Consider the following 26271-nt stretch of genomic DNA (forward strand, 5'->3'; position numbering starts at 1 on the left):
TCACGGTTGCAGCAGGATCTTGCCGAGTACCGAACGGGACTCGGTCGCGGCGTGCGCCGCCGCGGCGTCGCTCAGCCGGAAGACGCGGCCGATCACCGGCCGCAGCCGCCCCTCGACCGCCGCCTGGAATGCCTGGGCAGCAAGGGAAGTCACGTCGTAGCGGGCCTGCGACAGCTCCCCGATGCCGTACCGGGTGATGCCGCGCCGCGCCGCCTCCGCCTCGGCGACCGCGGCGAACTCGCCGGTCGGCGCCCCGTAGCCGAAGAACCGGCCGCCGCGGCGAACGGTGTCGAACGCCGCCGTACCGATCTCGCCGCCGACCCCGTCGAACACCACGTCCACACCGCCCGCCTCGCGCAGCCGGGCCGACCAGCCCGGCTCGCCCGGGTCCAGTACCGTGCCGGCGCCGGCCTGCCGCACCAGGTCCTGCTTGCGCTCGCCGCGCGCGGCGCCGATCACCCGGGCACCGGCCGCGGCGGCCAGCTGCACCGCGAGCAGGCCGGCACCACCGTTCGCGCCGAGCACCAGCACCGACTCGTCCGCCCGTACCGCCGCGGTGTGCAGCAGGGTCAACGCCATCGGCCCGTCGTGCGACAGCGCCGCCGCGTCGACCAGCTCCAACTCGTCCGGTACCGGCGCCAGCTGGTCGACGGCGACCACGGCACGCTGGGCGTACGCGTTGACGCTGCCGGTGTAGCCGACCACCCGGCGCCCCAACCAGTCGTCACCGACGCCGTCGCCGACCGCGAGCACGGTGCCCGCGACCCCGTCGCCCGGCACGTACGGCGGGGTCACCGGGAACCACTGCTGGCCCCAGCCGGACCGCACCTGCGCCTCGACGTACAGCACGTCGATCGCGGCGACCTCGACCACCACCTGCCCCGGTCCGGCGACCGGATCGGCCGCCTCCCGGCCCACCAGTACGTCCGGCCCGCCGAACCGCGCCGCCTCCGCCACCAACATCCGAACACTCCCCTCGGTCGTCCCGGGAAGAGTCTCGAACATGAAGCTGACTTCAAGTCAAGCAGGTGGCGTGGATCATGCTTGAGGTTGACCTTGGGTCAGGGTGCACGCTCCGGCCATCGGTACGCCGCACCGCGGCGCCGCATCGAGCCGACCGAGCACGAGGAGACACCATGTCCACCACCCAGATCGGCCAGGACCGCCCGGAACTGCGGAAAGCGCTCGACGACATCGTCGCGTCGGGCATCACCGGGATGACGCTGCGGGTGCACGACGAGCACGGCGAGTGGGCCGGCAGCGCGGGAGTGCGCACGCTCGGCGAGCCGGCCGAGCCGCCCGTCGACGGGCACGTCCGGATCGGCAGCAACACCAAGACGTTCACCGCGACGCTGCTCCTGCAACTGGTGGCCGAGGGCCGGATCGACCTGGACACCCCGGCGGCCAGCTACCTGCCCGAGTTCGCGCTGGACGGGCGGATCACGGTACGGATGCTGCTGCAGCACACCAGCGGCGTCTTCAACTTCACCGGCGAGTACTACCCCGACGGCACGGTCGTACCGGGGATCCCCGCGACCACCGCGGGCAAGGCGTGGGTGGACAACCGGTTCGCCACCTACCTGCCGGCGGAGTTGGTACGGCTGGCGTTGTCCAAGCCGGCACGGTTCGAGCCGGGTACCGACTGGAGCTACTCGAACACCAACTACGTGCTGGCCCGGCTGCTGATCGAGCAGGTCACCGGCCGCCCGGTCGCCGAGGAGATGCAGCGGCTGATCCTCGGGCCGCTCGGGCTGACCGGCACCGTGGCGCCCACCACCCAGACCGATCTCCCCGAGCCGTACGCCCACGCCTACTACCGGTACGAGGAGGGCGGCGAGCAGCACACCGTCGACGTCACCCGGCAGAACCCGTCCTGGATCTCCAGCGGCGGTGACATGATCTCGACGACCCGGGACCTGCACACGTTCATCTCCGCGCTGTGCGGCGGCACGCTGCTGCCGGCCGACCTGCTGGCCGAGATGCGCACGCCACGCCCGACGCCCATCCCGAACATGGGCTACGGACTGGGCGTGTTCGTCCAGGAGACCGGCTCGGGCGGCACCGTGATCACGCACAACGGCGGCGCCGCCGGCCACGCGGCGCTGATGTTCAGCACCCCGGACGGCAGCAAGACCCTGACCGGTTCGCTGAACTACGTGGACGACGCCGCGTTGTCGCTGGCCGTACCGTTCCAGCAGGCGACCCAGCGGCTCGTGGACGAGGTGTTCGGCGGCGAGCCGGCCGGTGCGGCGAGCTGACGGTGCCGCACCGGTCGACGCGGCCGGCAGCCGAACCGGAGCCGCCCCAGGCTCGATCGATCCGGTTCGGCTCGCCGCCCGCCCCGCTCCCGAGCGCCGCCGCCAGGCAAGCTGAGCAGATGCGCAACGGAGTCACGATCGGGCAGGCCGCCGCGTTCACCGACGTCACCGTCAAGACGGTCCGGCACTATCACAAGCTCGGCCTGGTCGCGGAGCCGGAACGGGACAGCTCCGGCTACCGGCGGTACGGGTCGGCCGACCTGCTCCGGCTGGTACAGGTGCGGACCCTGGCCGGTGCGGGCGTGCCGCTGGCCGAGATCGGGCCGCTGCTCGACGCCGACGCCGAGCGGTTCGCCGACTCCATCGCCGGCGTCGAGCGGCAGCTCACCGAACGGATCGAGGAGTTGGCCGCCCGGCGGGACATGCTGCACCGACTCGCCGACGGCAACCGGGCGCTGCTGCCCGACCGCGCCGTGGCGCTGCTGGAACGGCTGTCCGCACTCGGCCTGACCGCCGAGGAGGTCGCCGCCGCCCAAGAGGGGTGGGTGCTGGCCAGAGCGCTCGTCCCGGACGGCTTCGACGAGTACCTCGGCCACGTCGAGCACGCCCTGCACGACGACCAGTTCATCGCGCTGAGCCGGCGCGCCGCGGAGGCCGCGAGCTGGGCACCGGACGACACCCGCATCGAGGCGCTCGCCACCGCCACGGCCGACCACTACCTCGCCCATCCCGAACACCTGAAGATCGTGACCGGCCTGCAGGCGCGCACCGATGCCGCCACCCGGTACCGGCTGATCGCCGATCACAGCGAACCCCTGGCGTCGGGCGCGGCCCGGCTGGTCGCGCTCGTCGAGGACAAGCTTCGCGCCGCCGGCGTCCGCATCCCGGGCCCGGACCCGTACTGACGGCTCGGGCCGGGCCGCGGCCCGATCTCGTCGTCGGGACGTTCGACGGCTCCCCGGTGCGTTCCGGCGCGCCGGCGGGCCGGTGAGAGTTCGGGTCGGTCAGAGTTCGCTGACGCGGCCTTCCGCGACGGCGAGGCGGCGGGTGACGTGGACCGCTTCGAGCAGCCGGCGGTCGTGGCTGACCAGCAGCAGGGTGCCGTCGTAGCCGGCGAGTGCCGATTCGAGCTGCTCGATCGCCGGCAGGTCGAGATGGTTGGTCGGCTCGTCCAGGACGAGCAGGTTCACCCCGCGGGCCTGCAGCAGCGCGAGCCCGGCGCGGGTGCGCTCGCCCGGCGACAGGGTGTCCGCGGCGCGCAGCACGTGGTCGGCGCGCAACCCGAACTTCGCCAGCAGGGTACGGGCGTCGGCCGGCAGCAGCCCGGACGCCGCGGCGAACGCGTCGACCAGCGGTTCGGCGGTGTCGAACGTCTCGCGCGCCTGGTCCACCTCGCCGACCACCACGCCGGGGCCGAGCGTCGCGGTACCGGCGTCCGGCGCGAGCCGGCCCAGCAGCAACGCCAGCAGCGTCGACTTGCCGGCGCCGTTCGCGCCGGTGATCGCGACCCGGTCGGCCCAGTCGATCTGCAGGTCCACCGGTTCCAGCGTGAACCGTCCACGGTGGACGGTCGCGCCGCGCAGGGTGGCGACCACCGCACCGGACCGGGGCGCCGCGGCGATGTGCATCCGCAGCTCCCACTCCTTGCGCGGCTCCTCGACGACCTCCAGCCGCTCGATCGCCCGCTCGGTCTGCTTCGCCTTCGCGGCGAGCTTCTCGCTGCCCTCGATCCGGTACGCTTTGATGTTCTTGTCCGGGTCGGTCTGCTTCTTCGTCGCGTTCGCGACACCCTTGTCCGACCAGGCGCGCTGCTTGCGGGCCCGCGCCAGCAGGTCGTCCTTCTTGCCGGCGTACTCCTCGTACTCCTGGCGGGCCCGGCGCTTGGCCCGCTCCCGCTCCTCCACATAGGACTCGTACCCGCCGCCGTAGGTACGGATCTGTTGCTGCGCAAGGTCGAGCTCGACGACCCGGTCCACGGTGCGGGTGAGGAACTCGCGGTCGTGGCTGACCAGTACGGTGCCGGCCCGCAGCTCGGTGACGAACCGCTCCAGCCGGGCCAGCCCGGCCAGGTCCAGGTTGTTGGTCGGCTCGTCCAACAGGAACACGTCGTACCTCGACAGCAGCAGCGACGCGAGCCCGGCCCGCGCCGCCTGCCCACCGGACAGTGTGGTCATCTCGACGTCCAGGTCGACGGTGAGGCCGAGGTCGGCGGTGACCTCACCGACCCGTTCGGCCAGGTCGGCGCCGCCGAGGGCGAGCCACCGCTCCAGCGCCGTCGCGTACGCCTCGTCGGCGCCCGGCCGGCCCTCGGTCAGCGCCTCGGTCGTCTCGTCCAGCCGGCGCTGCGCCTCGGCCACCCCGGTACGCCGGCCGAAGAACTCCTCGACCGTCTCGCCCGGCCGCGGCTCCGGCTCCTGCGGCAGGTACCCGACGGTCGCGGTCGGCGGGCTCAGCGACACCGCACCGGACTCCGCGGTACCCAGGCCGGCCAGCAGCCGCAGCAGCGTCGACTTGCCGGCGCCGTTCGCGCCGACCAGACCGACCACGTCGCCGGGCGCGACGATCAGGTCGAGCCCGGTGAACAGCACGCGGTCACCGTGCCCGGCGGACAGGTCCTTGGCGATCAGGGTGGCAGTCATCGAACGCCGATGCTAGCTGCCGACCCGTCCCCGCCGGCCACCGATATTGCTCGCGCCGCCGGCCCCGACCGGGTAGCTTGCCCGCGTCGTCCCCCGCCGCGGCCCGGCACCAGCGGGCCACGACCACGATCGGAGCGTCCGTGTCGGACCGCATCACCCTGACCGCCCTCACCGAGACCGGACCGCACCCGCGGCTGGCCTGGCTCGCCGCCGACCCGGACGGGCATCCGGTCGGCTCCGCGTACCTGCGGCTGTTCGACTCCGACGGGCGGCGCCACCTGGGCGAGCTGTCGGTCGCCGTGCACCCCGCCGAGCGCCGGCAGGGCACCGGTACCGCGCTGCTCGCGGCGCTGGTGGCCGCGGCCCGCGCGGACGGCCGGCGCAGCCTGCTCGCCGAGGCGCATGCGGACACGCCCGGCGACGCGTTCCTCGCCGCCCGCGGCTTCCGCCGGGTACTGCAACTGATCTACACCCGGCTGTCGCTCGCCGACGTGGACCGGGCCGCTCTGACGGCCGAGATCGCCACGCCGCACCCCGGGTACCGGCTGGTCAGCTGGCGCGGCACGGTGCCGGACGAGCTCGCGGCGAGCTTCGCCGCGTCCCGCCGTGCGATGGACGACATGCCGATGGACGACACCGACTACGGCACCGTCGTCTGGGACGTGGACGCGGTACGCGAGGTCGCCCGCGCGGTCGCCGACCGCGGCGAGCACCTGGACACCGTCGCGGTCGCCACCGAGGACACCGGCGAGATCGTCGGCTTCACCGAGCTGGTCGTCGGCGCCGACGGCACCGGCGACGGGCAGCACTACGGCACCGGCGTACTGCCGGAGCACCGCGGGCACGGGCTCGCCCGGTGGATGAAGGTCGCCGCGATCGACCGCGCCGCGCACCGGTACCCGCAGCTGTCCGGGCTGCTGGCCGACACCGCGGCGAGCAACGGCCCGATGCGCCGGATCAACGCCGACCTCGGCTACCGACCGGCCCGCGTCAGCCACGAGTACCAGCTCGATCTCTGAGCGGTGTTAGGTCCACCACCGTGCGCGCCGCGGTGGCCGTAAATGACTGCCGGGTCGTCACAGGTCGGTGGCACGATTCGCGGTTGAGATGGCAACTTCCTTCACCACCGCCCCCGCCCCCACCGACGCACCCGGCACGCCGCCGCTGCTGCGCCGGCTGTTCGCGGGCATCGCGTTCTCCGCGCTCGGCAGCGGTATGTCCATGCCGTACCTGTTCGTCTACTTCACCCAGGTGCGGCACCTGCCGACCACCCAGGTCGGGCTGATCCTGTCCTGGATGGGCGTCGTGGCGCTGGTCGTCTCCCCGCTCGCCGGTACGTTGATCGACCGGTTCGGGCCGCGGGTGGTGCTGCTGCTCGGGCTGCTGGGCGAGGCGACCGGCATGGCGGCGGTGGGCTTCATCGACTCCAGCCTGGACGCGATCGTGGTGGCGAGCTGGGTGGCCGTGTTCAACTGCGCCACGTTCCCCGGCTCGTCCGCGCTGCTGACCCGGATGGTGCCGGTCGCGAAGCGGGAACGCGCGTACGGCGTGCAGTTCATGCTGATGAACGCCGGCTTCGGGGTCGGCGGGCTGGTCGCCTCGGCGCTGGTCGACCTGGCCGACCCGCGCACCTTCCAGTGGCTGTACTGGATCGACGCGGCCAGCTACGTCGGCTACATCGTGGTGCTGCTGACCCTGCCGCGCGGCACCGGCAAGCTCGACCCGGCAGCCGCCGACCACGACACCGCGACACCGCAACCCGGCTGGCGCGAGGTGCTGCGCGACCGTACCCTGCTGCTCGTCATCGTGGTCGGCACCCTGCTTCTGACCTGCGCGTACGCCCAGATGGACACCGGCTTCACGGCGTACGCGGTGAACCAGGCGCAGGTGCCGGCGCGCACCCTGGGCTGGGCGTTCGCGGCGAACACGGTGGTGATCGTCGCCGGGCAGCTGGTCACGCTGCGGCTGGTGTCCGGCCGCCGGCGCAGTACCGCGCTGGGCATCGCCGGGCTGATCTGGTCGGCGGCCTGGGTGGTCGTCGCGATCTCCGGCGCCTTCGTCGGCCGGCCGCTCGCGATCGTGGCGGTGGTGCTGGGGCTCGCCGTGTTCGGCGCCGGCGAGACGATCTGGGCGCCGGTGATGCCGGCGCTGGTCAACGGGCTCGCCGACGAGCGGGTCCGCGGCCGGTACAACGCCCTCGCCGGGATGACCTGGACCATCTCCGGCATCGCCGGCCCGGCGCTGGCCGGTCTGCTGATCGCCCGCGCCGACGGCCGGTACTGGGCGGCCCTGTGCATCGGTGGCAGCCTGCTCGGCGGCCTCGCCTTCCTCACCCTCCGCCGCCGCCTCACCCCCACCCAGGACGGCCTCACCCCGCCCCCGAAGGCGGCGGACACCCTGCCCTGACTGCGTCCCGGAGCCGTCCGGCCGCCAGCTTGACGGTGCCGGCTGCGTCATCGACTACCCTGAACGGGTCGGTGCAGTAGCGCTCTGTGCCACGACATGCCCCCGCCGCTACCGGAGGCGATGAAGCGTGACCGCCAATTTCCCAGACTGGATGATCCCGCCCAGGCCGAGCGGCTGGGAGGCGGACGATCTCGACCACCTTCCGCAGGCACCGCGACACACGGAACTCATCGACGGAGCGTTGATCTTCATGATGTCGCCGCAGCGGTCGTGGCACTCCCGACTGGTGGAGAACCTGACGTTCGCGCTGCGGCATGCGGCGCCGGACGGGTTCGACGTCGAACGGGAGATGACCGTGCGGCTGGATCGCCGAAGCCGCCCTGAGCCGGACATCCTCATCACCACCGCTGCCTACGACCCCGACCGCACCTGGTACGCGCCGGAAGACGTCGTCGTCATGATCGAGGTGGTGTCGGCCGAGTCAGCCGACCGGGATCGCTCCCTCAAGCCGTTCAAGTACGCCCAGGCGAGGATTCCGCATTTCTGGCGGATCGAGGATGAGGACGGCGCTGCCACCGTCCACACCTACGAACTCGACCCGATGACGAGTTCGTACGTCCCGACCGGCATCCACCGCGACCGCTTGCGGCTCACTGCCCCGTTCCCGATCGACCTCAACCTCGACACCCTCGTCCCCTAGCCGAAGGCGGCTCCGGCGCCGCCGATGACTCAAGGGATCAGCGCTGGGCGACGAAGTAACCGCGGCCACGGATGGACACGAGCACGCCGTCGTCGACCAGCGCGGTCAACGCGTGGCGCAGCGTGCCACGGGCGACGCCGAGCTCGTGCGCAAGGTCCACTTCCGCCGGCAGCCGATCCGGGTAGGTGCCGTCGGCGATCCGGGCCCGGATCACGTCCCGAGCCTGCTCCCAGGCATAGAGAGGCGAACGCGGGTCGATCATGACACCAGCGTGGACCGCATGCGCCTCGATGGAATCCAGTAGGACTCGGATGAACTCAATGGAGTTCATATGGGCTTGATTGGACAACTCGAGTACGTTCAGTGTTGCCATGAAAGCAGCAGGACCGGGCGGCGCGGCCACGCCAACCCGGTCCCCGACCGATCGCGAAGGGATCGGCTATGCGCGACGCTACAGCTACCTATGTCCTGTCCGCAGACGACATTCGTGGGCGCGAACGGGAGTAGCGGTCAGGGGTGGAGGACGAGTTTGCCGAAGGCGGTGCCTTCGGCGAGGCGGGCGAAGGCGGTGGCGGCGTCGGCCAGCGGGTAGCTGGAGTCGACGACGGGGCGCAGGTTCTGCGCGATGCAGAGGTCGAGCAGCGCGGCGAGCTCGTCCCGGGTACCCATGGTGGCGCCGAGGATCTCCAGCTGCAGGAAGAACACCCGGCGCAGGTCGACGGCGGGCAGGTGGCCGCTGGTGGCGCCGGCGACGACGATCCGGCCGCCCGGCTTGGCGCACTTGAGCGAGTGCTCGAAGGTGGCCTCGCCGACCGTCTCGATCACCACGTCGACGCGCTCGGGCAGCTTCGCGCCGGGCTCGACCGCGGTCGCACCGAGCTCGGCGACCCGGTCACGCTTGGCGGCGTCCCGGCTGGTCGCGTACACCCGGGCGCCGAGTGCCCGGGCCAGCACCACCGCGGCGCTCGCCACCCCACCGCCGGCGCCCTGCACCAGCACCGCACCGCCGTCCGGCAGCCGGCCGCGGGTGGTCAGCATCCGGTACGCGGTGAGCCACGCGGTGGGCAGGCACGCCGCGGCGTCGAAGTCGATCCCGTCCGGCAGCGGTACCAGGTTGCGCGCCGGCACCGCGACCCGCTGCGCCAGCGTGCCCTGGTACCGCTCGGACAGCAGGCTGCGGCGCGGGTCCAGGGTCTCGTCGCCACCACCGACGGCGGGGTCGCCGATCACCGCGTGCACCACGACGCGCCGCCCGTCCGCGTCGGTACCGGCGGCGTCGCAGCCGAGGATCATCGGCAGCGCGTCGGCGGACAGCCCCACCCCGCGCAGCGACCACAGGTCGTGGTGGTTGACCGAGGCGGCCGCGACGTCGACGACCGCCCACCCGTCCGGAACCTCCGGTTCGGGGCGTTCGCCGACCGCGAGGGCCGACAGCGGATCGTCCGGATCGATACGTTTCGCGTACGCGGCCAGCATGCCCCGGAGGCTAGCAGCCGACCGGGGCCGGTAACGGTGCGGATGATCACGTGCCCGGCCGGGCGGGATGCGTTCTAATGGCAGTCGTGCCGTCAGACATCGAACCGGACGAATACCCCGCACCCACCGGGCCGGAGCCCGACGAGTACCGCCGGGTGCTCGGTCACTTCCCGACCGGGGTGACGATCGTGACGGCGCTCGGCCCGGACGGGCCGGTGGGCCTCGCGGTGAACTCGTTCACGTCGGTGTCGCTGCGGCCGCCGCTGGTCGGGTTCTTCCCGGCGCACACGTCCGGGTCCTGGCCGGTGATCCGGCACGCGGGCGGGTTCTGCGTCAACATCCTCGGCCACCACCAGGAGTCGCTGGCCCGCACGTTCGCCTCGCCCGGTACCGACCGGTTCCGGGACGTGGGCATGCGGCCGGCGCCGAGCACCGGCGCACCGATCCTGCTGGGCGCGGTGGCGTGGCTGGACTGCACCATCGAGTCGATCACGCCGGCCGGCGACCACGACTTCGCGCTGGCCCGGGTACGCGCCATCGCCGCCGACTCCAGCCACCCGCCGCTGGTGTTCCACCGCGGCCGCTACGGCACCTGCGACTGACCACACCGGTACGCCCGGTTCCGGCTGGCGCCTTCGGCCACGACCTGCTAGGTTTTCTTGGCATGTGCAGGGTTTCGCTATGACCGAGCCGCCGAGTGGTGACGAGCTGCTGCAGGTACTGGCCACGCTGGCCAACCCGCACCGGTTGCGGGTGGTCGCGACGCTGGCCCGCGGCCGGGCGTACGTGAGTGCGCTCGCGCGCGAGCTCGGCATCAGCCGCGCCCTGCTGCAACTGCACCTCAAGAAGCTCGAGTCGGCCGGGCTGGTCAGCTCGGCGCTGGAGCTCTCCCCCGACGGCAAGGCCATGAAGTTCTACCAAGTCACCGCGTTCGGCTACCAGCTCACACCGACGACGATCGCCGCCGCCGCGTCGAGCCTGACCACACCGCACGCACGTACCGAGGAGGAACCACAGTGATGCGCACGCAGCGGGAAAGCAACGGGGTGCCGGCATGAGCGGGCACGCCGGCGGAGAGATCGCCGGTGCGATCGGCATCTCGCTGGTCGTCGCCTCGGTGCTGACCACGCTCATCTGGCAGTTCGGCGCCACCATCCGGGCCAGAGCGGCGCTCGCTCGGGAGCAGGAGTACCGCCGGCTCGCGGAGAAGTCGGTCGCCGCGCAGGAGGCCGCCGAGCAGCGTCTCGGCGAGCTGACCGACCGGCTCGGCGACATCCGCACCCGGGTCGACTCGCTCGACCGCATCCTCAAGCAGGTCGACTGACCCGAACCGGCGCCCGACCCGGCCGCCGCGACCACCCGATCCCCGCCGTCGAGCGGCAACTCGGCGCCGGGGGAGGCGCTCCGCACCGTCGGGCGGCCACTCGACGACCGGGGCGACGCGCTCTGCGCCGTCGAGCGGCAACTCGACGGTCGGACGGCGCTGGGCCGTCGAGCGGCAACTCGACGGCCCAGCCGAAGAAGCAGTACCTCGCCCACAGGCGAGTTCGCACGGACGCTCCCTCAACCAAAGGACATCACCTCATGCTGCGCAGACGCAAGTCGCAGCCGCTGGTCGAACGGATCGCGGGCTGGTCCACCCGGCGCCCGCTGGTCGCGATCGGGCTCTGGTTCGCGTTGTTGGTGGCCGCGGTGGCGGCCAGCGCCGCGGTCCCCGGCCCCGGCGCGCGATCCGAGGACCCGGGCGAGACCGGGCGGGCCGAGCGGGTCATGGACTCGCAGCCCGGCCACGACGCGGAACGGGAGAGCGTCCTCGTCGCGCGGCGCTCCGGCGGCGGGGAGCGCTTCGTCGACGATCCGACGCTGACCGCGACCACCGGCGAGCTGGTCCGCGCGTTGCGCCGATCCGGTGGGGCGGCGGAGATCCGTACACCACCGGCGGCCGGCCACGTCTCGGCGGACGGCCGGTCCGGGCTCGTCACGTTCCGGCTGCGCGGACCGGACGACGCCCTCGCCGCCCACTACGACGCGACCGTACGGGCGGTGCGTGCGGTCGCCGCGGGACACCCCGGCGTACGGCTCGCGCAGTCCGGCGACCGGAGCCTGACCACCGCCGTCGACGAGAAGGTCAAGCAGGACCTGTCCCGCTCCGAACTGACCTCGCTACCCGTGACGCTCGCCATTCTGCTCGTGGTGTTCGGCTCGCTGATCGCGGCCGGCCTGCCGATCCTGCTCACGCTGACCACCGTGGTCACCACGATGAGCCTGCTGTCGGTGGTCGACCACTGGATACCCATCAACAGCGCCACCTCGTCGATGCTGCTGCTGATCAGCGTCGCCGTCGGCGTCGACTACTCGCTGTTCTACCTGCGCCGGGCGCGGGAGGAACGGGCCGCCGGGCACGACGCGCCGACCGCGGTACGGATCGCCGCCGGTACCTCCGGGCGGGTGGTCGTGGTGTCCGGGCTGACCGTCATGCTGTGCCTGATCGGCCTGCTGTTCACCGGGATCGGCCAGTTTCGCGGGCTGACCATCGGTACCGTCGTCGCGGTCGGGCTGGCCGTGGTCGGCTCGGTGACGGTGTTGCCGGCGCTGCTCGCGACGCTCGGCCACCGGGTCGACCGGGCGCGCATCCCGTGGCTGGGCCGCCGGCGCACCACCGCCGAGCACTCCCGGATCTGGGCCGGGATGGCGCGCCGGGTGGTCCGGCGACCCGTCCGGTACGGCGGGATCGCGGTGCTGGCGCTGCTGTTCCTGGCGGCGCCGATGACGCAGCTGCGGTTGCAGGACGCCGGGCCGACCAACAGCCTGCCTCGGTCGGTACCGGCGGTTGACGCGGCGATCCGGCTGCAGCAGGCGTTTCCCGGTGCGGCGTCACCGACCCGGGTGGTGCTGTGGCGCGCCGACGGCCGGCAGGTCGACTCCGTCGCGCTGCGGCAGGCGATCGGCAGGTTGCGCACCCGGATCGCCGCCGAGCACCTCGCACCGGTCGCGGTGGCCCGGGTCGACCGGATCGTCGTGGTGCGGGTGCCGCTGCCCGGTTCGGGTACCGACGCGACGTCGGTCCGGGCGCTGGAACTGTTGCGGGACAAGGTGTTGCCGGCCACCGTCGGGGCGGTCCCGGGCGTCCGGTACGGGGTGGCGGGGCGCGCCGCGTTCGCGCACGACTTCGTCACCCAGCTGCGCGGACGCATCCCGTACGTGGTGGGGTTCGTGCTGGCGCTCGGCTTCGTGTTGCTGCTGCTGGCGTTCCGGTCGGTGACGATCCCACTGGTCTCGATCGTGCTGAACCTGCTGTCGGTCGGTGCGGCCTGCGGCGTGCTCACCTGGATCTTCCAGGACGGTCACCTGGGCGGCCTGCTGGGATTCACCTCGTACGGCGGGGTGGTCAGCTGGGTGCCGCTGTTCCTGTTCGTGCTGCTGTTCGGGCTCAGCATGGACTACCACATCTTCATCCTGAGCCGGATCCGGGAACGCTTCCGCGCCGGCGTCGGGGCCCGGGCCGCGGTCGTCGAGGGTACCGCCCGCAGCGCCGGCGTCGTCACCACCGCGGCGCTGATCATGACCGCGGTGTTCTCGGTGTTCGTGACGCTGTCCGCGATCGAGGAGAAGATGCTGGGCGTCGGGATGGCGGTCGCCGTGCTGATCGACGCGACGGTGGTCCGCGGCGTGCTGCTGCCGGCCGCGCTGTCCCTGCTCGGCGGCCGCGCCTGGCCTCGCCGACCCGCCACCGCGGCCGGTGCGCCGGTGCCGGACCGGGCGGCGGCGGCGACCGGCTGATCCCTGCGCCCGCGCTACCCGACGGTGGCGCGGGCGCGGTAGGCGGCGGTCTTGACCCGGTTCTGGCAGCGGGTCGAGCAGAACCGGCGGTGCGAGTTGCGGGACAGGTCGACATAGGCGCGGTCGCAGTTCGGCGCCGAGCACAGCCCGAGCCGGCTGCCGGCGTCGCCGCCGATCGCCATCGCCAGGCCGGCCGCGATGCCGGCCGCCCAGCCACGGACGAACGAGTCGTCCGGCCCGTGGAAGTGCAGGGTGTGCCCGCCGTTGCCGTTCGCGTCCAGCTGCGGCCGGGCGTCGCTGCTCCGCAGCATCGCGTTGACCAGCGCGGCGGCCCGGTCGGCGGCGCCGTCGGTCAGCGCGGCGAAGACCTCGCGGGCCTCGGCGGCGCTGGTACGCAGAGCCCTGGCGTCGGCGGCGCTGGGCGAGAAGTCGCGGCCTACGCCGAGCACCGTCTCGGCGACCACCTCGCGCAGCGCCGGCCCGGTCGGCGGCGTCACCGGCCGGCCGCCGTCGAGGCCCGGCGTCAACACGTTCACCAGCCGGACCGTGGTGGTCAGCAGCCGCTCGATGTGACTGTTGAAACGCATCTCGCTAGTCACGTAGCCTCCTCTCATGTCACTGACGTCTGAGAGTACAACAGTCACTCGCTGGCTCGTCCTGATCCGGGTCGTGAACCGGCTCGGCGCGTTCGCGATGGGATTTCTGAGCCTGCGGCTCACCCACGACCTCGGCGCGAGCCTGGCCCTGGCCGGCCTGGTACTCGCCGCCTTCGGCGCCGGTACGATCCCGTCCCGGCTGCTCGGCGGGGTGCTCGCCACCCGGTTCGGCGCCCGTACCGCGATGCTCACCGGGCTGCTCGCCTGCGCCACGGCGCAGGCCACGATCGCGCTCGGCACCTCGGTCCCGGTCGTGATCGCCGGCGCGCTGCTGCTCGGCCTGGCCTACGAACTGGTCGAACCGGCCACCCAGGCGCTGATCGCCCAGTCGGTACCGAGCGAGCGCCGCGCGTCGAGCTACTCGCTGCTGTGGGCGGCGCTCGCGGTGGCCGGCGTCGTCGCCGGCGTGTTCGCCGCGGTACTGACCCGGTGGAGCATCGGCGCGCTGTTCCTCGCCGACGCCGCGACCAGCCTCGCCGCCGCGGCAGTGGTGTGGCGCCGGCTGCCTGCCGACCGGCCGCTGGGCCGCACCGAGGTACGGGCCGCGTGGCGCGCGGTGCTGTCGGCCCGGCTCGCCGCATGGACCGCCGTCGGCAGCCTGTACGCCACGCTCGCCATGCTGGTGGTGTTCATGCTGCCGCTCGCGGTGCAGGCCGGCGGCCACCCCGCCACGCTCACCGGCTGGCTGCTCGCGACCGCCGCCGCGGCCGCGATCGCCGCGCAGCGCGTCGTCGCCGCCACCGAGCGGCGGCTGACACCGGCGACGATGCTGACCATCGGGTACCTCTCGCTCACGGCGGGGCTGCTGCTCTGGTCCGGCGGTACGGTGCCGGAGCTCGTCGCCGGCGCGGTGTTCGAGGGCGCGAGCGGCAGCCTGCTGCTCGGCACCCAGCAGGCGATCGCCTCCCGGCTCGGCCCGCCGAGCAGCGCCGCCACCGTCCTCACCGGGTACGGCCTGTCCTGGGGCGTCGGTACCGTCGTGGCGCCGCTGCTCGGCACGCCACTGCTCGCACACGGCACCGCGACGCTCTGGCTGGCCACCGCCGCCGGCGCCGCGTGCCTCGCCCTCGGAACCGTGCTGTACCAACGGATCGTGCCGCGCCGCCGGGTGGCCGAACTCGCCTGATCCGGTCAGGGCGCGCGGTGCGGCTGGCGGAGCTGGTCGGCGGCCGCGGCCCGGATCGCGGCGGCGGTGCGGTCCAGCGCGTCGGTACGCAGCGTCCACTGCTGCCAGTGCAGCAGCACGTCCAGGTGCGCGCCGGGGTCGAACTCGACCAGCTGACGTCGCCGGCGCTCCGGCCGCAGCTGCTGGTCGGGCAGCATGCCCCAGCCCATCCCGAGCCGTACCGCGGTACCGAAGTCGGCGGTGGCCGGCACGTAGTGCCGCGGCGGGTCGAGCCGGCGCCGGGTGCGTCGCCGCAGGTACGCGTCCTGCAGGTCGTCCCGGCGGTCGAAGGTGAGCACCGGCGCGACCGCCAGCGCGTCGAGCGTCGCCCCGTCCGGAAACCAGCGCCGGACGAACGCCGGCGACGCCATCGGCCGGTACCGCATGGTGCCGAGGCGGGTGACCGTGCAGCCCTGCACCGGCTGCGCCGCGGTCGTGATCGCGGCCATCACCACACCCTGCCGCAGCAACGCGGCCGAATGGTCCTGGTCCTCCCGCCGGATGTCGAAGCGCACCGCGTCGGCGAGCGGCGCCAGCGCCGGCAGCACCCAGGTGCCGAGCGAGTCGCCGTTGACCGCCAGCGCCACCACCGGTGACTCGCCCGCCTCGCCGTCGCCGGCGACCGCCTCCGCGGTCAGCGCCTGGATCTGCCGCGCCAGTCGCAGGTACGCCTGACCGGGACCGGTCACCGTGATCGGCTTGCTGCGCAGCAGCAGCACCTGGCCGGCGGCCGTCTCCAGCGCCTTGATCCGCTGGCTGACCGCGGACGGGGTCAGGTGCAGCGCCCGGGCGGCCGCGTCGAAGGAGCCCTCGTCGACCGCCGCGACCAGCGCCCGCAACTGCGGCAGGTCCACCTCCACATCAGCAATTCTAATCCACCGACAGAACGATGAACTTCACTGTTGCGCTGCCGGCGGTCAGGCTGGAACCGTGATCGTCGCCGTCGTGTCCGGACTCGGGTTCGGGCTGTCCCTGATCGTCGCCATCGGCGCGCAGAACGCCTTCGTCCTGCGCCAGGGGCTGCGCCGCGAGTACGTCGCCGCCATCGTGCTGGTCTGCACCGCCTCCGACGCGGTACTCATCTCCGCCGGGGTCGGCGGCCTCGGCGCCCTGGTCGAGGCGGCACCGGTGATCCTCACCGTGGCCCGGCTGGCGGGCGCCGCGTTCCTGCTCGGGTACGCGATGCTCGCCGCCCGGCGCGCACTGCGTCCCGGCGCCCTGACCGCGACGGTCGGCGGTGCGGCGGCCGCGGCACCGGCCGTACTCGCCAGCTGCCTCGCCCTGACCTGGCTCAACCCGCACGTCTACCTGGACACCGTGGTACTGGTCGGTTCGGTGGCCAGCGCGCACGGATCGCTGCGCTGGTGGTTCGGGCTCGGTGCGGCGATCGGCAGCGCGATCTGGTTCAGCGCGCTAGGTTTCGGCGCGCGGCTGCTCTCACCACTGGCCCACCGCCGTACCACCTGGCGGGTGCTCGACGCCGGCATCGCGCTGATCATGCTCGGCTCCGCCACCACGTTGCTGCTCGGCCTGCGCTGACCCGCGCCACGAACCCGAGCCGGCGCAGCCCGCCGACCGCGCACCGCCCGACGGCGCGGGCGCCGAGATCACGCTGGTGCGCGGCCGATCCGGCCGGCGGTCACGGCTGCGACGACAGGCCGCGGAGCCACTCGCGTACGACGGTGAAGTCGCGCTCGGTCAGCCCGTGCCGGGCGTCCACCCGGTGCAGCAGCGCCGGCCCGGAGTGGTGCGCGTCGACCCAGGCCCGGTCCGCGTCGGTGATCTCGTCGTCCAGCCAGGCGAACGGCCGGCCGGCGGCCTGGTCGACCAGCGCCCTGGTCTTCCAGCTCAACGCGGCACCGGCGGCGCTCAGCGACCAGCTCGGATCCTCGGCGGCCGGCACCTCGCCCAGCTCCGCCACCGGCAGCTCGGGCAGTCCCAGCCGCGGCGCGACGAGCTCGTTCGCGTCGGCCATCCAGGCGGTGGCCCAGACCAGCTCGCACGACAGCGCCAGGAGTCGGGGACCGTGCGCCGGCGACAGCCGCGCGAGCAGCGGGTTCGCGTCGGTCTGCCAGCTCTCGTCCCAGGCCACGCTCGGCGCGTCACCACCGACCGGCAGCAGCGTGCCGTCGACGTCCAGGAACAGCAACGGGCGGTCCACGGGGTCGAGCACGCGCGCAGGATAGCGGGATCCGGTCGACCGACGGAACCGCTTTGCCGCCGGTCGGCGCCGGGCGCACACTGGTCGACCGTGACCGACGTACTCTCCTGGGCCGCCGAGCAGCTCGGCTGCCCGGTGCGCCGCCTCCGCCCGCTGACCGGCGGTACCCACGCCCGGACCGAGCTGCTCGCCACCGGCGACGACCGCGAGGTGGTACTGCGTGTCTTCCCAGCCGGCGATCCCGCGGTGCGGCGGGAGACCCGGGTGTTGCCGCTGCTCGACGGGCTGGCCGGGCTCGCCCCGCGGCTGCTGGCGGCCGATCCGGACGGTGCCGCCACCGGCCGGCCGACCCTGCTGGTCAGCCGGCTGCCCGGGGACGGCTGCCTGGCACCGGCCGACCCGCCGTCCTGGGCCCGTCAGCTCGGCCGCACCCTGGCCCGGATCCACGCCGTACCGGTGGGCATCGAGCTGCGTGACCCGCTCGCGGCGGGGCCGACCGGCGCGGGTCCGACCGGACCGACGGTACGGGAGCACTGGCACCGCCTCGTCGCGCAGCCGCGGGTGCTCACCCACCTCGACTACTGGTCCGGCAACACGCTGTGGGTGGGCGACCGGCTCACCGGCGTCGTCGACTGGTCCGGCGCGGCGTACGCACCCCGCGGCTTCGACGTCGCCTGGTGCCGCCTGGACCTGATCCTGTTGTACGACAGCCGGATCGCCGACGTGTTCACCGACGCCTACCGGTCCGCGGCCGGGTCACTCGACGACGTCGAGCTGTGGGACCGCAGCGCGGCGATGCACGCGTACGGCCAGATCGAGACCTGGGCGCCGAACTACGCCGGGCTGGGCCGCCCCGACCTGGACGGCCCGGCCCTGCGCGACCGCCTCACCCGCTGGACCGACACCCTCGCCTGACCCGCTCCGCGCCGTCGCCGGGCCCACCCTCGTCGGCCGGTCGGGGTCAGCCGGCGGCGGCGGCGACCGCGGTGGCGACGGCCGGGGCGACCCGCGGGTCGAGTGCGCTGGGCACGATCCGGTCGGCGCGCAGGTCGTCCGCGGCGACCGCGGCGATCGCCTCGGCCGCGGCGAGCTTCATCGGCTCGGTGATCCGGGGTGCGGACGCGTCGAGGGCGCCGCGGAAGATGCCCGGGAACGCGAGCACGTTGTTGATCTGGTTCGGGAAGTCGCTGCGGCCGGTGGCGACGATCGCAGCGTGCCGGTGGGCGACGTCCGGGTGCACCTCGGGCGTCGGGTTGGCCAGCGCGAACACGATCGGGTCGGCCGCCATGCCGGCCACCGCGGCCTCCTCGATGTGCCCGCCGGACACGCCGATCAGCACGTCGGCGCCGCGCAGCGCGTCGGCGATCGTACCGGTGACGCCGCGCGGGTTCGTCTGCCGCGCGAGGTCGGCCTTGACCGGGGTCAGGCCGCCACGGGAGGCGTGCAGCACGCCGCGGGAGTCGCAGACGATCTGGTCGGTGGCGCCGGCCGCGGCGAGCATCCGGCTGACGGCGACGCCGGCCGCACCGGCACCGGAGATGACGATCCGCTGGGTCGCCAGGTCGCGGCGCAGCAGCCGGACCGCGTTGCGCAGCGCGGCCAGCACGACGACCGCCGTACCGTGCTGATCGTCGTGGAACACCGGGATGTCGAGCCGCTCGTCCAGCCGGCGCTCGATGTCGAAGCAGCGCGGCGCGCTGATGTCCTCCAGGTTGATGCCGCCGAACGAGGGGGCGAGCCGGGCGACGGTCGCCACGATCTCGTCCGGATCGGTGGTGTCCAGGCAGATCGGCACCGCGTCGACGCCGCCGAACTGCTTGAACAGCACCGCCTTGCCCTCCATCACCGGCATCGCCGCGGCCGGGCCGATGTCGCCGAGGCCGAGCACGGCGGTGCCGTCGGTGACCACCGCGACCGTGTGCGACACCCAGGTGTACCGCCGGGCGAGCGTCGGGTCCGCCGCGATCGCCCGGGACACCTCCGCCACCCCCGGCGTGTACGCCTTGGACAGGTCCTCGGGGGTCTGGATCGGCGAGGTGGCCGCCACGGCCAGCTTGCCGCCCTCGTGCAGGGCGAAGATCGGATCATCGGTACGAATCGACAGCGCGGTCACGGGCGTCTCCTTGCCGGTCAGCTCAACATGCTTGGGTGCCGTCGGCGGCGCCGGCCGTGTCGTGTCGCGGCACGGCCGCGGCGGGCCGGCACGTGCCGGAAGCGGGGTGGCTCGAACCGCTCGGCACGGGGCTCGGCCCCGGCCGCTCGGCTCTGGGCCCGGCTCGGCACGGTCGACTCGGCACGAGACCACCGAGGCTCGCCACGGCGGTCGGCCGGACGCGGAACATACCGGGCGGTGGGTGCACCCGATGACGCTGGAGTCTAGCCAGCGACCGCGCATTCGTCATGCGCAATCCGCCGCCGGTCGGCCGCCAAACGTTGTCCCGTTTCCCCGGTTCCACGTGGCGAAACGAACCGCGCACCGCGCTGCGCGAAGATCCGGTCGGTTCTCGGCGTCAGCGCCCGGCGCGGAAGTAGCGGAGGCGGACCCGGCCGAGGACGTCGGCCACGCCGTACCGGCGGGAGTCGTCGGTCACCGCCGGGTTGTCGCCCTGCAGCCACCAGCCGTCGCGGTACGGCCGGACCGCCCGCTTGACGACCAGCAGGTCGGGACGCGCCCGGAACCGGGCGATCACCACGTCGCCGGGGTGCACCCGCCGCGCCGGGGACGCCAGTACCGCGTCGCCGTCCCGCAGCGTCGGAACCATCGACGGCCCGGACACCGCGACCGCCCGGGTACGCCCGGCCGCCCAGCCGGCCGCGGCACCCGCCACGGCGACGACCAGCCCGACCCCGACCACCCGGCGCGTCCGTCTCACCCGCCCGACCCTAGAGGTACGACCCGCGCCGGCCGCCGACGCCTCCGCGGGCGCAAGACGTGAAGCTCGGTTCAGACACTCGGTGGACTGCTTCGCCCGGCGGACCGTGATCAAGGTCGCTCCGGTACTTCCCCGGTTTCGGGCCGGACCCCGGGGGTAGGGTCCTGCTGTGGGGAGATCCAGGCCGATGGCACGGTGTCTCCCTCCGTGCGCGGATTGACCACCCGCGTAGCCATAGCCATGTTTGTTTGACGGAGGACCGAATGCGACTGCCGCGTTTCCTCGCTCCTCGTCTCGTCGCGCACGCACACTGCGACCTTCCGTGCGGTGTGTACGACCCTGCGCAGGCGAGGATCGAGGCCGAGTCGATCAAGGCCATTGCGGAGAAGTACCAGGCGAACGAGGACCCCGAGTTCCGCACCCGGTGCGTGATCATCAAGGAGCAGCGCTCCGAGCTGGTCAAGCACCACCTGTGGGTGCTGTGGACCGACTACTTCAAGCCGCCGCACTTCGAGAAGTACCCGCAGCTGCACCAGCTGGTGAACGAGGCGACCAAGCTCGCCGGCGCCACCGGTACCAAGGGCTCCGTCGACCCGGCGGTCGCCCAGCAGCTGCTGGACAAGATCGACGAGATCGCCAAGATCTTCTGGGAAACCAAGAAGTCCTGACCTGCCTCGGTGCCCCGGTCGGCCGCGTGCCGCCGGGGCACCGTCGTGTCCGCCCCCTGCGGTACCCGACCGAGCGCGCGCCGGGCATGCTGCGGGGATGAGTGAGACGCAGATCCGGCCGGTGGAACCGGCGGACGTGCCCGCCGTGGTGGCGATGGTGTACGAGCTGGCCGCGTACGAGAAGGCGCCGGAGTCGTGCCGGCTGACCGAGACGCAGCTGCACTCCTGCCTGTTCGGCGACCACCCGGCGCTGTACGGGCACGTCGCGCTCGACGCGGCCGGTACCCCGGTGGGCTTCATGCTGTGGTTCCTCAACTTCTCCACCTGGGAAGGAACACACGGCATCTACCTGGAGGATCTGTACGTGAAGCCGGCGGCGCGGGCCGGCGGGATCGGCCGGCGGCTGCTCGCCACACTCGCCGGCATCTGCGTCGACCGCGGGTACGCCCGGCTCGACTGGTCGGTGCTCGACTGGAACCCGGCCCGCGAGTTCTACGCCGCGATCGGAGCGTCCGCGCAGGAGGAATGGGTGCCGTACCGGCTGACCGGGACCGCTTTGACCGGACTCGCCGAATATCGATGACCGTCACCGTCACGACCCGGTTACCGGAGAGTGGCAAACGTCCGTCGGTCGGGTACGAGGCATGGGCGAACGCACCGCTGAGCCTCTAGAGTGCAGACGTGACGCAGGCGCTCCCCGAACCCGACGTGGACGACGAGGATCTGGTCGTCCTCACCGTGCCGGCGGACGGCGCGTACCTGTCGGTGCTGCGTACCGCCACCGCCGGGCTGGCCGCGCGGCTGCACTTCACCCTCGACGAGATCGAGGACCTGCGCATCGCGGTGGACGAGGCGTGCGCCATGCTGCTCGCCGCCGCTCCCGCCGAGGCCGAGCTGACCTGCCGGTTCGAGGTGGCGGAGCAGACGCTCACCGCGGCGGTCAGCGTGCCGAGCAACGGGCAGCGGCTGCCCGGTACCGAGACGTTCGCCTGGATGGTGCTCGCGGCGCTCGCCGGCAGCGTCCGCTCCGACGTGTCCGGCGGGCGGGCCACGATCTGGCTGACCAAGAAGCGGGACGGTTCGCGGTGAGCGCCGCGCCCCGCCGCCCGCCGTCCACCCGCACCGCACCGACCCGGACCCCGGCACGAGTGATCCCGCGGCCGTCCCCGGCGTACGCGGAGCAGGCGCCCACCGCCGAACTGCTGGCCCGGCTGGCCCGCAGCCGCCCCGGCGAGCCGGAGTGGTCGACCCTGCGGGCCGAGCTGTGCCGGCGGCACCGGTCCCTGGTCCGCGCACTGGCCTGGCGGTTCCGCGACCGGGGCGAGGACCTGGACGATCTGGTCCAGGTCGGCATGGTCGGGCTGCTGCACGCGATCGACCGGTTCGACCCGCAGTGCGGCGCCGAGTTCACCACCTACGCGACGCCGACGATCGTCGGCGAGCTCAAACACCACCTGCGCGACCGGGCCGGTACGGTCCGGGTACCGCGCCGGCTGCAGGAACGGCACGCCGCCGTGTCCGCCGCGTCCGTCCGGCTCTACCAGCGGCTCGGCCGCTCCCCCACGGTGCACGAACTCGGCGAGGTCACCGACCTGACCGACGAGGAGGTGCTGGAGGCGCTGGAGGTCGCGCAGGCCAGTACCACGATCCCGTTGGACGGCAGCGACTCCGGCGCCGACACCGCCGCGCTGGACAGTGCCGAAGCCCTCGCCGGGGTGGAGAACCGGGCAGCGCTGCGTCCGCTGCTCGACCGGCTGCCACCGCGCGACAAGCGCATCATCGTGCTGCGCTTCTTCGCCCACCGCACCCAGTCCGAGATCGCCGCCGAACTGGGCATCTCCCAGGTCCAGGTCTCCCGCCTGCTCACCCGCACCCTCACCACCCTCCGCACCGCCCTCGCCGACTAGCCCGGGCCGGCGTCGGCGGTACCGGAGCGGGCCGGGACCGCCGACGTGGCAGGATCAGCAGGTGATGGAGCCGCCGTTGGCGGGGTGGTGGGTGGCGGCGGTGAGGACGTCGTGGAAGTTCGCCCGGTACGCCTCGGCGATCGTCGGGTCCTCCAGTTGCAGGATCGTCTCGTCGGACTGCCGCAGCGAGTTGGTGGACAGGTTGGCGCTACCGGTCCAGACGAGCCGCCGGTCCGGTACGCCGTAGTACTTGCCGTCGACGGCCAGGTACTTCGAGTGCGTCCACACCGAGTCGGTACTGCAGAAGTAGCCGACCACCACGCCGTTGTAGGCGCTGGAGGTCTTCTTCAGCAGGTCGGACAGCGACTCGTGGGCGAGGCCGGTGTCGCCGGCGGCGAAGTTCTCGACCACCTCGACGTAGCAGCCGGCGGCGTCCAACTCGGCCAGCTTGGTGGCCAGGTACGGCCGGCTGAAGATGTGCGTGTTGACCCGGATGACGGTGCGGTGGTTGTCGGCCGTACCGACCTTGGTGTTGCCGAAGCACGAGATGTGGTCCAGGACCGTCTCGATGGTGTCCTCGGTCGGGTCACGGTAGACGTTGGCGCCGCTGGACTCCTGCCGCGGGAAGAAGTGGATCTTCGCGTTGCCGGAGGTCACCGGCGGCCGGCCGGTGTCGTAGTAGTTGTTGTTCGTGGTCATCCTCGCCAGATCGTCGAAGTAGCCGGAGTAGGCGTCGTAGATGTCCGGCTTGCCGGTGAGGATCAGCGCGTTGTTCCAGCCCTTCGTACCGTCCCGGCCGTTGTGCAGGTTCGCCGACGACTGCACCACCACGTCGCTCGCGCCCTCGGTCGAGGAGAAGAGGAAGAACTTGTTGTGGTTGATCGAGTAGACGCTGGACAACTGCCGGTTGCCGACGCACCCGCGGTTCTGCGGGCAGGTGATCGCGTACGACGCCTTCGACTTGTCCGTGCCCAGCGCACCGGTCAGGCTCGACCACAACGTCTCGCCGGTCTCCTTGTACGAGAAGATCACCTGCACGTTCACCCCGCGCTGGTGCGCGGCGATCAACGCGTTCGGGATCCTGACGTCGTCGGCGTAGAACATCGACATCCGAACCCGGGACCCGGCCGGCGCCGCGTCGATCAGCTCGACGACCTTGTCGACGATCGCCGACTGGGCGGACGCGCTCCCACCCGGATCGTTGAAGATCGCCTGGGTGGTGAGGGTCGCGGCCGCCGCGGGCGGGCTGCCGGCCAGCATGCCCGCGACGAGACACACCGCCGTGGCGGCCACCGAGAGCAAGCGAACAGGAAGTTTCATGATCGCTCCAGGGTCCGAAGGAAATTCCCGGAGTAGGCAGCTTATCGGACAAACCCCCAACCAGCCACGCTTCACCGCATTGGCGACCACGGCGGGAGACGGCGCCCACCAGCACCCACGACCGCCGCGACCGCAGAGCACGCGTCGTTTCGCCGGCCCGGCCGCAGTTACCTTGCGCCACAACCGGATCGGCCAACGACACGGTGCGGCCCGGCGACCGTGACACGCGCCGCCGGGCCGTCGGTGCCGACTCGATCAGGCCTCGTCGGCGTGCGCCAGCATGTCGATCTCAGGGTCGCTGAGCACACGGCTCGTCTGGAGGGACGCGAGTGAGTCCGAACCAAGATCCACTCTGTGGGGCTGGTTGGTTGCGATTCGTGCTGGTTCGTGCGTTCTACGCTGCGCGAGTTTCCCTGTCACGACAACCCGAGGTGCGCTCTTCCATGACCTATCCCCCACAGCCCGTCTCGTCCGGTACCGGTGACCCCGGGCAGGGCGAGCAGACCTACGGGGCGCCGGCCCGGCCGGCGAACGACAAGATGAACCCGATGGCGATCGTTAGCCTGGTGTTCGCGCTGACCGGCTGCCTGTCGCTGTTCGGCATCGTCGCGGGCGTGCCCGCGCTGCGGCAGATCAAGCAGGACGGCGGACGCGGTCGCCCGCTCGCGATCACCGGCATCGTGATCGGCACCGTCATCAACGGCGGCGCGCTGGTCCTGACCGGTCTGTCCTTCCTGTTCGGCAACTGACCGCAAGCCGGGAACCCTTGCCCGGCAAGGGTTCCCGGCGTTGTCGCCACGCCGCCGGCGGTGCCGCGGTCAGTGCTGGAGGGTGCGGCCGGGGCCCCGGGCGGCGGAGGTCGCGCCGGCCGGCCGGCGCGACAGGACGAGCAGCGTGCCGCCGAGGGCACCGAGCAGCAACGCGACGGTCTGCGGGCCGAACGGGTCGGTGATCATCGTGCCGGTCGTGATGACCAGCAGCAGCGCGGCGAGCAGGCACCCGATCCCGGCGTACCCGGCGATCGCCCGGCCCGACCGCGGCACCCGCGGCGCGCGCAGCTCGACCCGGCCGAACACCCGGACCAGCACGGCGGTGAGCGCGATCAGCACCCCGTACCAGAGCGGCCGGGTCGCCCACCAGTCCGCGGACCAGGCCTCGGGCAGCTGCCGGTGCAGGCCGAACAGGACGGCGCCGATCAGCACGAACATCGCGGTCAGGTGCCACAGGTAGAGCGTCATGCTGCGGGCCTGGACGAACGCCACCGCGCGGCCGACCGGCCGGTACGCCAGCGCCCGCAGCACCGGTCCGCGCACCAGCAACGCGAGCGGAAGCTGGAACCCGGTGACGAGCAGCAGGCAGATCGTCGGCGGGTTCATGTTCGACATGGTGTCGCCGGGCAGCCCGACCATGCTCGCCGGGTACGGGCCGGCGGCGACGAGCAGCGCGAGCACCAGCACCGACGCGGCGGCGACCGCCACCAGGGCACGGCGGGACACCCCGCGGAACCGGCCGTCGGCGTAGCCGAACCCGAGCAGGTAGGGCACCACCCAGACGAACAGCACGTTGAGGTACCCGAGCCAGGACGGGCCGCCGAGCAGGAACCGCGCCCCGTCGATCGCCACCGCCGCGCCGGCGAACGGCAGGATCAGGCCGAGGCCGTACCGGTGGAAGGCGCGCAGCAGCCACGGCGTGACCAGCGACAGCAGCAGGTAGACCGCGACGAACCAGAGCAGTTGCGGCGCGATCGACGCACCGCGCGCCACCGCGGCCGCCGGTACCCCCAGGGCGAGCGCGGCGGGTGCCAGCACCACCGCCCAGGCCAGCACGAACGCGACGACCGGCGGCAGCAGCCGGCCCAGCCGCCGGCGCAGGAACCGTACCGGTCCCGCTGGGGAGCGGGACCACCAGGCCGCGGCGCCGGCGGCGAAGAACATCAGCGGCATCACCTGCAGCGGCCAGGTGACGAGCCAGCCCTGCCCGGACGACAGCGCGTTGCCGATGGCGAGCCCGTGCCCGTCCCAGGCGACGACCGGGATCAGCCAGTGCAGCAGCATCACCACCACGGTGCCGAACGCGCGGACCGCGTCGACGAACCGGTCCCGCCCGGCGGCGGGCACTCCGGCGCCATGATCCGGCGTTTTCGCTGGTAGTGGCGTCAGCAGTGCCATCGTCAGCCTCTTTGGAGTCGGGGGTGGTTCGCTGACTCCAGGCTTCCGTCCGGACGACCGGTGCCCAATCCGGCGACCGGTAGCATCCGGCGCG

At 72.8% G+C, this 26271-nt stretch carries 28 protein-coding genes; 17 read left to right on the top strand and 11 right to left on the bottom strand.

The window, feature by feature from the left end:
• Nucleotides 1-963 carry a zinc-binding dehydrogenase gene (locus NUM_RS24545; protein WP_207127287.1) on the bottom strand — a complete coding sequence of 321 codons (963 nt, stop codon included), beginning with the start codon at nt 961-963 and terminating at the stop codon, nt 1-3.
• 173 nt (nt 964-1136) lie between these two features.
• Between NUM_RS24545 and NUM_RS24550 the strand changes: the two genes are divergently transcribed.
• Nucleotides 1137-2258, top strand: coding sequence for a serine hydrolase domain-containing protein (locus NUM_RS24550; protein ID WP_207127289.1), 1122 nt, complete (start codon nt 1137-1139; stop codon nt 2256-2258).
• 119 nt (nt 2259-2377) lie between these two features.
• A complete protein-coding gene (locus NUM_RS24555; protein WP_207127291.1) occupies nt 2378-3163 on the top strand; it encodes a MerR family transcriptional regulator in 786 nt (261 codons plus the stop codon).
• Nucleotides 3164-3262: 99 nt separating this feature from the next.
• On the opposite strand, the gene NUM_RS24560 is transcribed toward NUM_RS24555, so the two are convergent.
• Complete coding sequence (locus tag NUM_RS24560; RefSeq protein WP_207127292.1) at nt 3263-4897, bottom strand: ABC-F family ATP-binding cassette domain-containing protein; 1635 nt, start codon at nt 4895-4897, stop codon at nt 3263-3265.
• A 140-nt stretch (nt 4898-5037) separates the two neighbouring features.
• Here NUM_RS24560 and NUM_RS24565 point away from each other — a divergent pair, with 140 nt between their 5' ends.
• From NUM_RS24565 to NUM_RS24575, 3 genes are all read left to right on the top strand, one after another.
• Complete coding sequence (locus tag NUM_RS24565; RefSeq protein WP_207127293.1) at nt 5038-5916, top strand: GNAT family N-acetyltransferase; 879 nt, start codon at nt 5038-5040, stop codon at nt 5914-5916.
• Nucleotides 5917-6004: 88 nt separating this feature from the next.
• A complete protein-coding gene (locus NUM_RS24570) occupies nt 6005-7303 on the top strand; it encodes an MFS transporter (protein ID WP_207127294.1) in 1299 nt (432 codons plus the stop codon).
• A 127-nt stretch (nt 7304-7430) separates the two neighbouring features.
• Nucleotides 7431-8003, top strand: a complete 573-nt coding sequence (locus NUM_RS24575; protein WP_225918827.1) for a Uma2 family endonuclease — start codon at nt 7431-7433, stop codon at nt 8001-8003.
• A 37-nt stretch (nt 8004-8040) separates the two neighbouring features.
• Here NUM_RS24575 and NUM_RS24580 read toward each other — a convergent pair whose 3' ends face one another.
• Both NUM_RS24580 and NUM_RS24585 read right to left on the bottom strand, forming a co-directional pair.
• Nucleotides 8041-8376: a GntR family transcriptional regulator gene (locus NUM_RS24580; RefSeq protein ID WP_207127295.1), complete on the bottom strand. Its 336-nt coding sequence runs from the start codon at nt 8374-8376 to the stop codon at nt 8041-8043.
• Between the two features lie 137 nt (nt 8377-8513).
• Nucleotides 8514-9479, bottom strand: a complete 966-nt coding sequence (locus NUM_RS24585; protein ID WP_207127296.1) for a zinc-binding dehydrogenase — start codon at nt 9477-9479, stop codon at nt 8514-8516.
• A gap of 86 nt (nt 9480-9565) precedes the next feature.
• Here NUM_RS24585 and NUM_RS24590 point away from each other — a divergent pair, with 86 nt between their 5' ends.
• From NUM_RS24590 to NUM_RS24605, 4 genes are all read left to right on the top strand, one after another.
• The gene (locus NUM_RS24590; RefSeq protein ID WP_225918828.1) at nt 9566-10081 is read left to right on the top strand and encodes a flavin reductase family protein; all 516 of its coding nucleotides are present in this window, start codon (nt 9566-9568) and stop codon (nt 10079-10081) included.
• Between the two features lie 79 nt (nt 10082-10160).
• Complete coding sequence (locus NUM_RS24595; protein ID WP_207127298.1) at nt 10161-10499, top strand: ArsR/SmtB family transcription factor; 339 nt, start codon at nt 10161-10163, stop codon at nt 10497-10499.
• Nucleotides 10500-10533: 34 nt separating this feature from the next.
• Nucleotides 10534-10803, top strand: a complete 270-nt coding sequence (locus NUM_RS24600; RefSeq protein WP_207127299.1) for a hypothetical protein — start codon at nt 10534-10536, stop codon at nt 10801-10803.
• Nucleotides 10804-11063: 260 nt separating this feature from the next.
• Nucleotides 11064-13259, top strand: coding sequence for an MMPL family transporter (locus NUM_RS24605; protein WP_207127300.1), 2196 nt, complete (start codon nt 11064-11066; stop codon nt 13257-13259).
• Nucleotides 13260-13273: 14 nt separating this feature from the next.
• Here the strand turns inward: NUM_RS24605 and NUM_RS24610 are convergent, their stop codons facing one another.
• Nucleotides 13274-13858, bottom strand: a complete 585-nt coding sequence (locus NUM_RS24610) for a CGNR zinc finger domain-containing protein (protein WP_207127301.1) — start codon at nt 13856-13858, stop codon at nt 13274-13276.
• 13 nt (nt 13859-13871) lie between these two features.
• Here NUM_RS24610 and NUM_RS24615 point away from each other — a divergent pair, with 13 nt between their 5' ends.
• Nucleotides 13872-15041 carry an MFS transporter gene (locus tag NUM_RS24615; protein WP_207127302.1) on the top strand — a complete coding sequence of 390 codons (1170 nt, stop codon included), beginning with the start codon at nt 13872-13874 and terminating at the stop codon, nt 15039-15041.
• A gap of 5 nt (nt 15042-15046) precedes the next feature.
• Here the strand turns inward: NUM_RS24615 and NUM_RS24620 are convergent, their stop codons facing one another.
• The gene (locus NUM_RS24620; protein ID WP_207127303.1) at nt 15047-15940 is read right to left on the bottom strand and encodes a LysR family transcriptional regulator ArgP; all 894 of its coding nucleotides are present in this window, start codon (nt 15938-15940) and stop codon (nt 15047-15049) included.
• Between the two features lie 70 nt (nt 15941-16010).
• Between NUM_RS24620 and NUM_RS24625 the strand changes: the two genes are divergently transcribed.
• A complete protein-coding gene (locus tag NUM_RS24625) occupies nt 16011-16619 on the top strand; it encodes a LysE/ArgO family amino acid transporter (RefSeq protein WP_207127304.1) in 609 nt (202 codons plus the stop codon).
• Between the two features lie 100 nt (nt 16620-16719).
• Here the strand turns inward: NUM_RS24625 and NUM_RS24630 are convergent, their stop codons facing one another.
• Nucleotides 16720-17253, bottom strand: coding sequence for an HAD domain-containing protein (locus NUM_RS24630; RefSeq protein WP_207127305.1), 534 nt, complete (start codon nt 17251-17253; stop codon nt 16720-16722).
• A 78-nt stretch (nt 17254-17331) separates the two neighbouring features.
• On the opposite strand from NUM_RS24630, the gene NUM_RS24635 reads away from it, so the two are divergent.
• Nucleotides 17332-18156: a phosphotransferase family protein gene (locus NUM_RS24635; protein ID WP_207127306.1), complete on the top strand. Its 825-nt coding sequence runs from the start codon at nt 17332-17334 to the stop codon at nt 18154-18156.
• Between the two features lie 46 nt (nt 18157-18202).
• On the opposite strand, the gene NUM_RS24640 is transcribed toward NUM_RS24635, so the two are convergent.
• Nucleotides 18203-19354: an NAD(P)-dependent malic enzyme gene (locus NUM_RS24640; RefSeq protein WP_370467048.1), complete on the bottom strand. Its 1152-nt coding sequence runs from the start codon at nt 19352-19354 to the stop codon at nt 18203-18205.
• A 397-nt stretch (nt 19355-19751) separates the two neighbouring features.
• Nucleotides 19752-20081 carry a S26 family signal peptidase gene (locus tag NUM_RS24645; RefSeq protein WP_263975142.1) on the bottom strand — a complete coding sequence of 110 codons (330 nt, stop codon included), beginning with the start codon at nt 20079-20081 and terminating at the stop codon, nt 19752-19754.
• 296 nt (nt 20082-20377) lie between these two features.
• On the opposite strand from NUM_RS24645, the gene sodN reads away from it, so the two are divergent.
• From sodN to NUM_RS24665, 4 genes are all read left to right on the top strand, one after another.
• Complete coding sequence (gene sodN / locus NUM_RS24650; RefSeq protein WP_030445026.1) at nt 20378-20782, top strand: superoxide dismutase, Ni; 405 nt, start codon at nt 20378-20380, stop codon at nt 20780-20782.
• Between the two features lie 97 nt (nt 20783-20879).
• Nucleotides 20880-21365 carry a GNAT family N-acetyltransferase gene (locus NUM_RS24655; RefSeq protein WP_207127307.1) on the top strand — a complete coding sequence of 162 codons (486 nt, stop codon included), beginning with the start codon at nt 20880-20882 and terminating at the stop codon, nt 21363-21365.
• A gap of 98 nt (nt 21366-21463) precedes the next feature.
• Nucleotides 21464-21871 carry an ATP-binding protein gene (locus tag NUM_RS24660; RefSeq protein WP_203960098.1) on the top strand — a complete coding sequence of 136 codons (408 nt, stop codon included), beginning with the start codon at nt 21464-21466 and terminating at the stop codon, nt 21869-21871.
• Entirely contained in the window at nt 21868-22689 is an 822-nt protein-coding gene (locus tag NUM_RS24665) for a SigB/SigF/SigG family RNA polymerase sigma factor (protein ID WP_207127308.1), read from the top strand. Before NUM_RS24660 ends, NUM_RS24665 begins: the two co-directional genes overlap by 4 nt.
• A gap of 54 nt (nt 22690-22743) precedes the next feature.
• Here NUM_RS24665 and NUM_RS24670 read toward each other — a convergent pair whose 3' ends face one another.
• A complete protein-coding gene (locus NUM_RS24670; protein WP_207127309.1) occupies nt 22744-24009 on the bottom strand; it encodes a phospholipase D-like domain-containing protein in 1266 nt (421 codons plus the stop codon).
• Nucleotides 24010-24452: 443 nt separating this feature from the next.
• On the opposite strand from NUM_RS24670, the gene NUM_RS24675 reads away from it, so the two are divergent.
• Nucleotides 24453-24758 carry a DUF4190 domain-containing protein gene (locus tag NUM_RS24675; protein ID WP_207127310.1) on the top strand — a complete coding sequence of 102 codons (306 nt, stop codon included), beginning with the start codon at nt 24453-24455 and terminating at the stop codon, nt 24756-24758.
• A gap of 69 nt (nt 24759-24827) precedes the next feature.
• On the opposite strand, the gene NUM_RS24680 is transcribed toward NUM_RS24675, so the two are convergent.
• Entirely contained in the window at nt 24828-26177 is a 1350-nt protein-coding gene (locus tag NUM_RS24680; RefSeq protein ID WP_207127311.1) for an acyltransferase family protein, read from the bottom strand.
• Between the last annotated feature and the right edge of the window lie 94 nt (nt 26178-26271).

It is taken from the genome of Actinocatenispora comari (assembly GCF_017312725.1).
Classification (GTDB): Bacteria; Actinomycetota; Actinomycetes; order Mycobacteriales; family Micromonosporaceae; genus Actinocatenispora; species Actinocatenispora comari.

Coding starts and splice junctions, on each gene's coding strand:
- NUM_RS24570 (WP_207127294.1), top strand. CDS start 6,005: ATGGCAACTTCCTTCACCACCGCCCCCGCCCCCACCGACGCACCCGGC.
- NUM_RS24600 (WP_207127299.1), top strand. CDS start 10,534: ATGAGCGGGCACGCCGGCGGAGAGATCGCCGGTGCGATCGGCATCTCG.
- NUM_RS24545 (WP_207127287.1), bottom strand. CDS start 963: ATGTTGGTGGCGGAGGCGGCGCGGTTCGGCGGGCCGGACGTACTGGTG.
- NUM_RS24670 (WP_207127309.1), bottom strand. CDS start 24,009: ATGAAACTTCCTGTTCGCTTGCTCTCGGTGGCCGCCACGGCGGTGTGT.
- NUM_RS24560 (WP_207127292.1), bottom strand. CDS start 4,897: ATGACTGCCACCCTGATCGCCAAGGACCTGTCCGCCGGGCACGGTGAC.
- NUM_RS24555 (WP_207127291.1), top strand. CDS start 2,378: ATGCGCAACGGAGTCACGATCGGGCAGGCCGCCGCGTTCACCGACGTC.
- NUM_RS24615 (WP_207127302.1), top strand. CDS start 13,872: ATGTCACTGACGTCTGAGAGTACAACAGTCACTCGCTGGCTCGTCCTG.
- NUM_RS24595 (WP_207127298.1), top strand. CDS start 10,161: ATGACCGAGCCGCCGAGTGGTGACGAGCTGCTGCAGGTACTGGCCACG.
- NUM_RS24605 (WP_207127300.1), top strand. CDS start 11,064: ATGCTGCGCAGACGCAAGTCGCAGCCGCTGGTCGAACGGATCGCGGGC.
- NUM_RS24655 (WP_207127307.1), top strand. CDS start 20,880: ATGAGTGAGACGCAGATCCGGCCGGTGGAACCGGCGGACGTGCCCGCC.
- NUM_RS24675 (WP_207127310.1), top strand. CDS start 24,453: ATGACCTATCCCCCACAGCCCGTCTCGTCCGGTACCGGTGACCCCGGG.
- NUM_RS24550 (WP_207127289.1), top strand. CDS start 1,137: ATGTCCACCACCCAGATCGGCCAGGACCGCCCGGAACTGCGGAAAGCG.
- sodN (WP_030445026.1), top strand. CDS start 20,378: ATGCGACTGCCGCGTTTCCTCGCTCCTCGTCTCGTCGCGCACGCACAC.
- NUM_RS24585 (WP_207127296.1), bottom strand. CDS start 9,479: ATGCTGGCCGCGTACGCGAAACGTATCGATCCGGACGATCCGCTGTCG.
- NUM_RS24580 (WP_207127295.1), bottom strand. CDS start 8,376: ATGGCAACACTGAACGTACTCGAGTTGTCCAATCAAGCCCATATGAAC.
- NUM_RS24680 (WP_207127311.1), bottom strand. CDS start 26,177: ATGGCACTGCTGACGCCACTACCAGCGAAAACGCCGGATCATGGCGCC.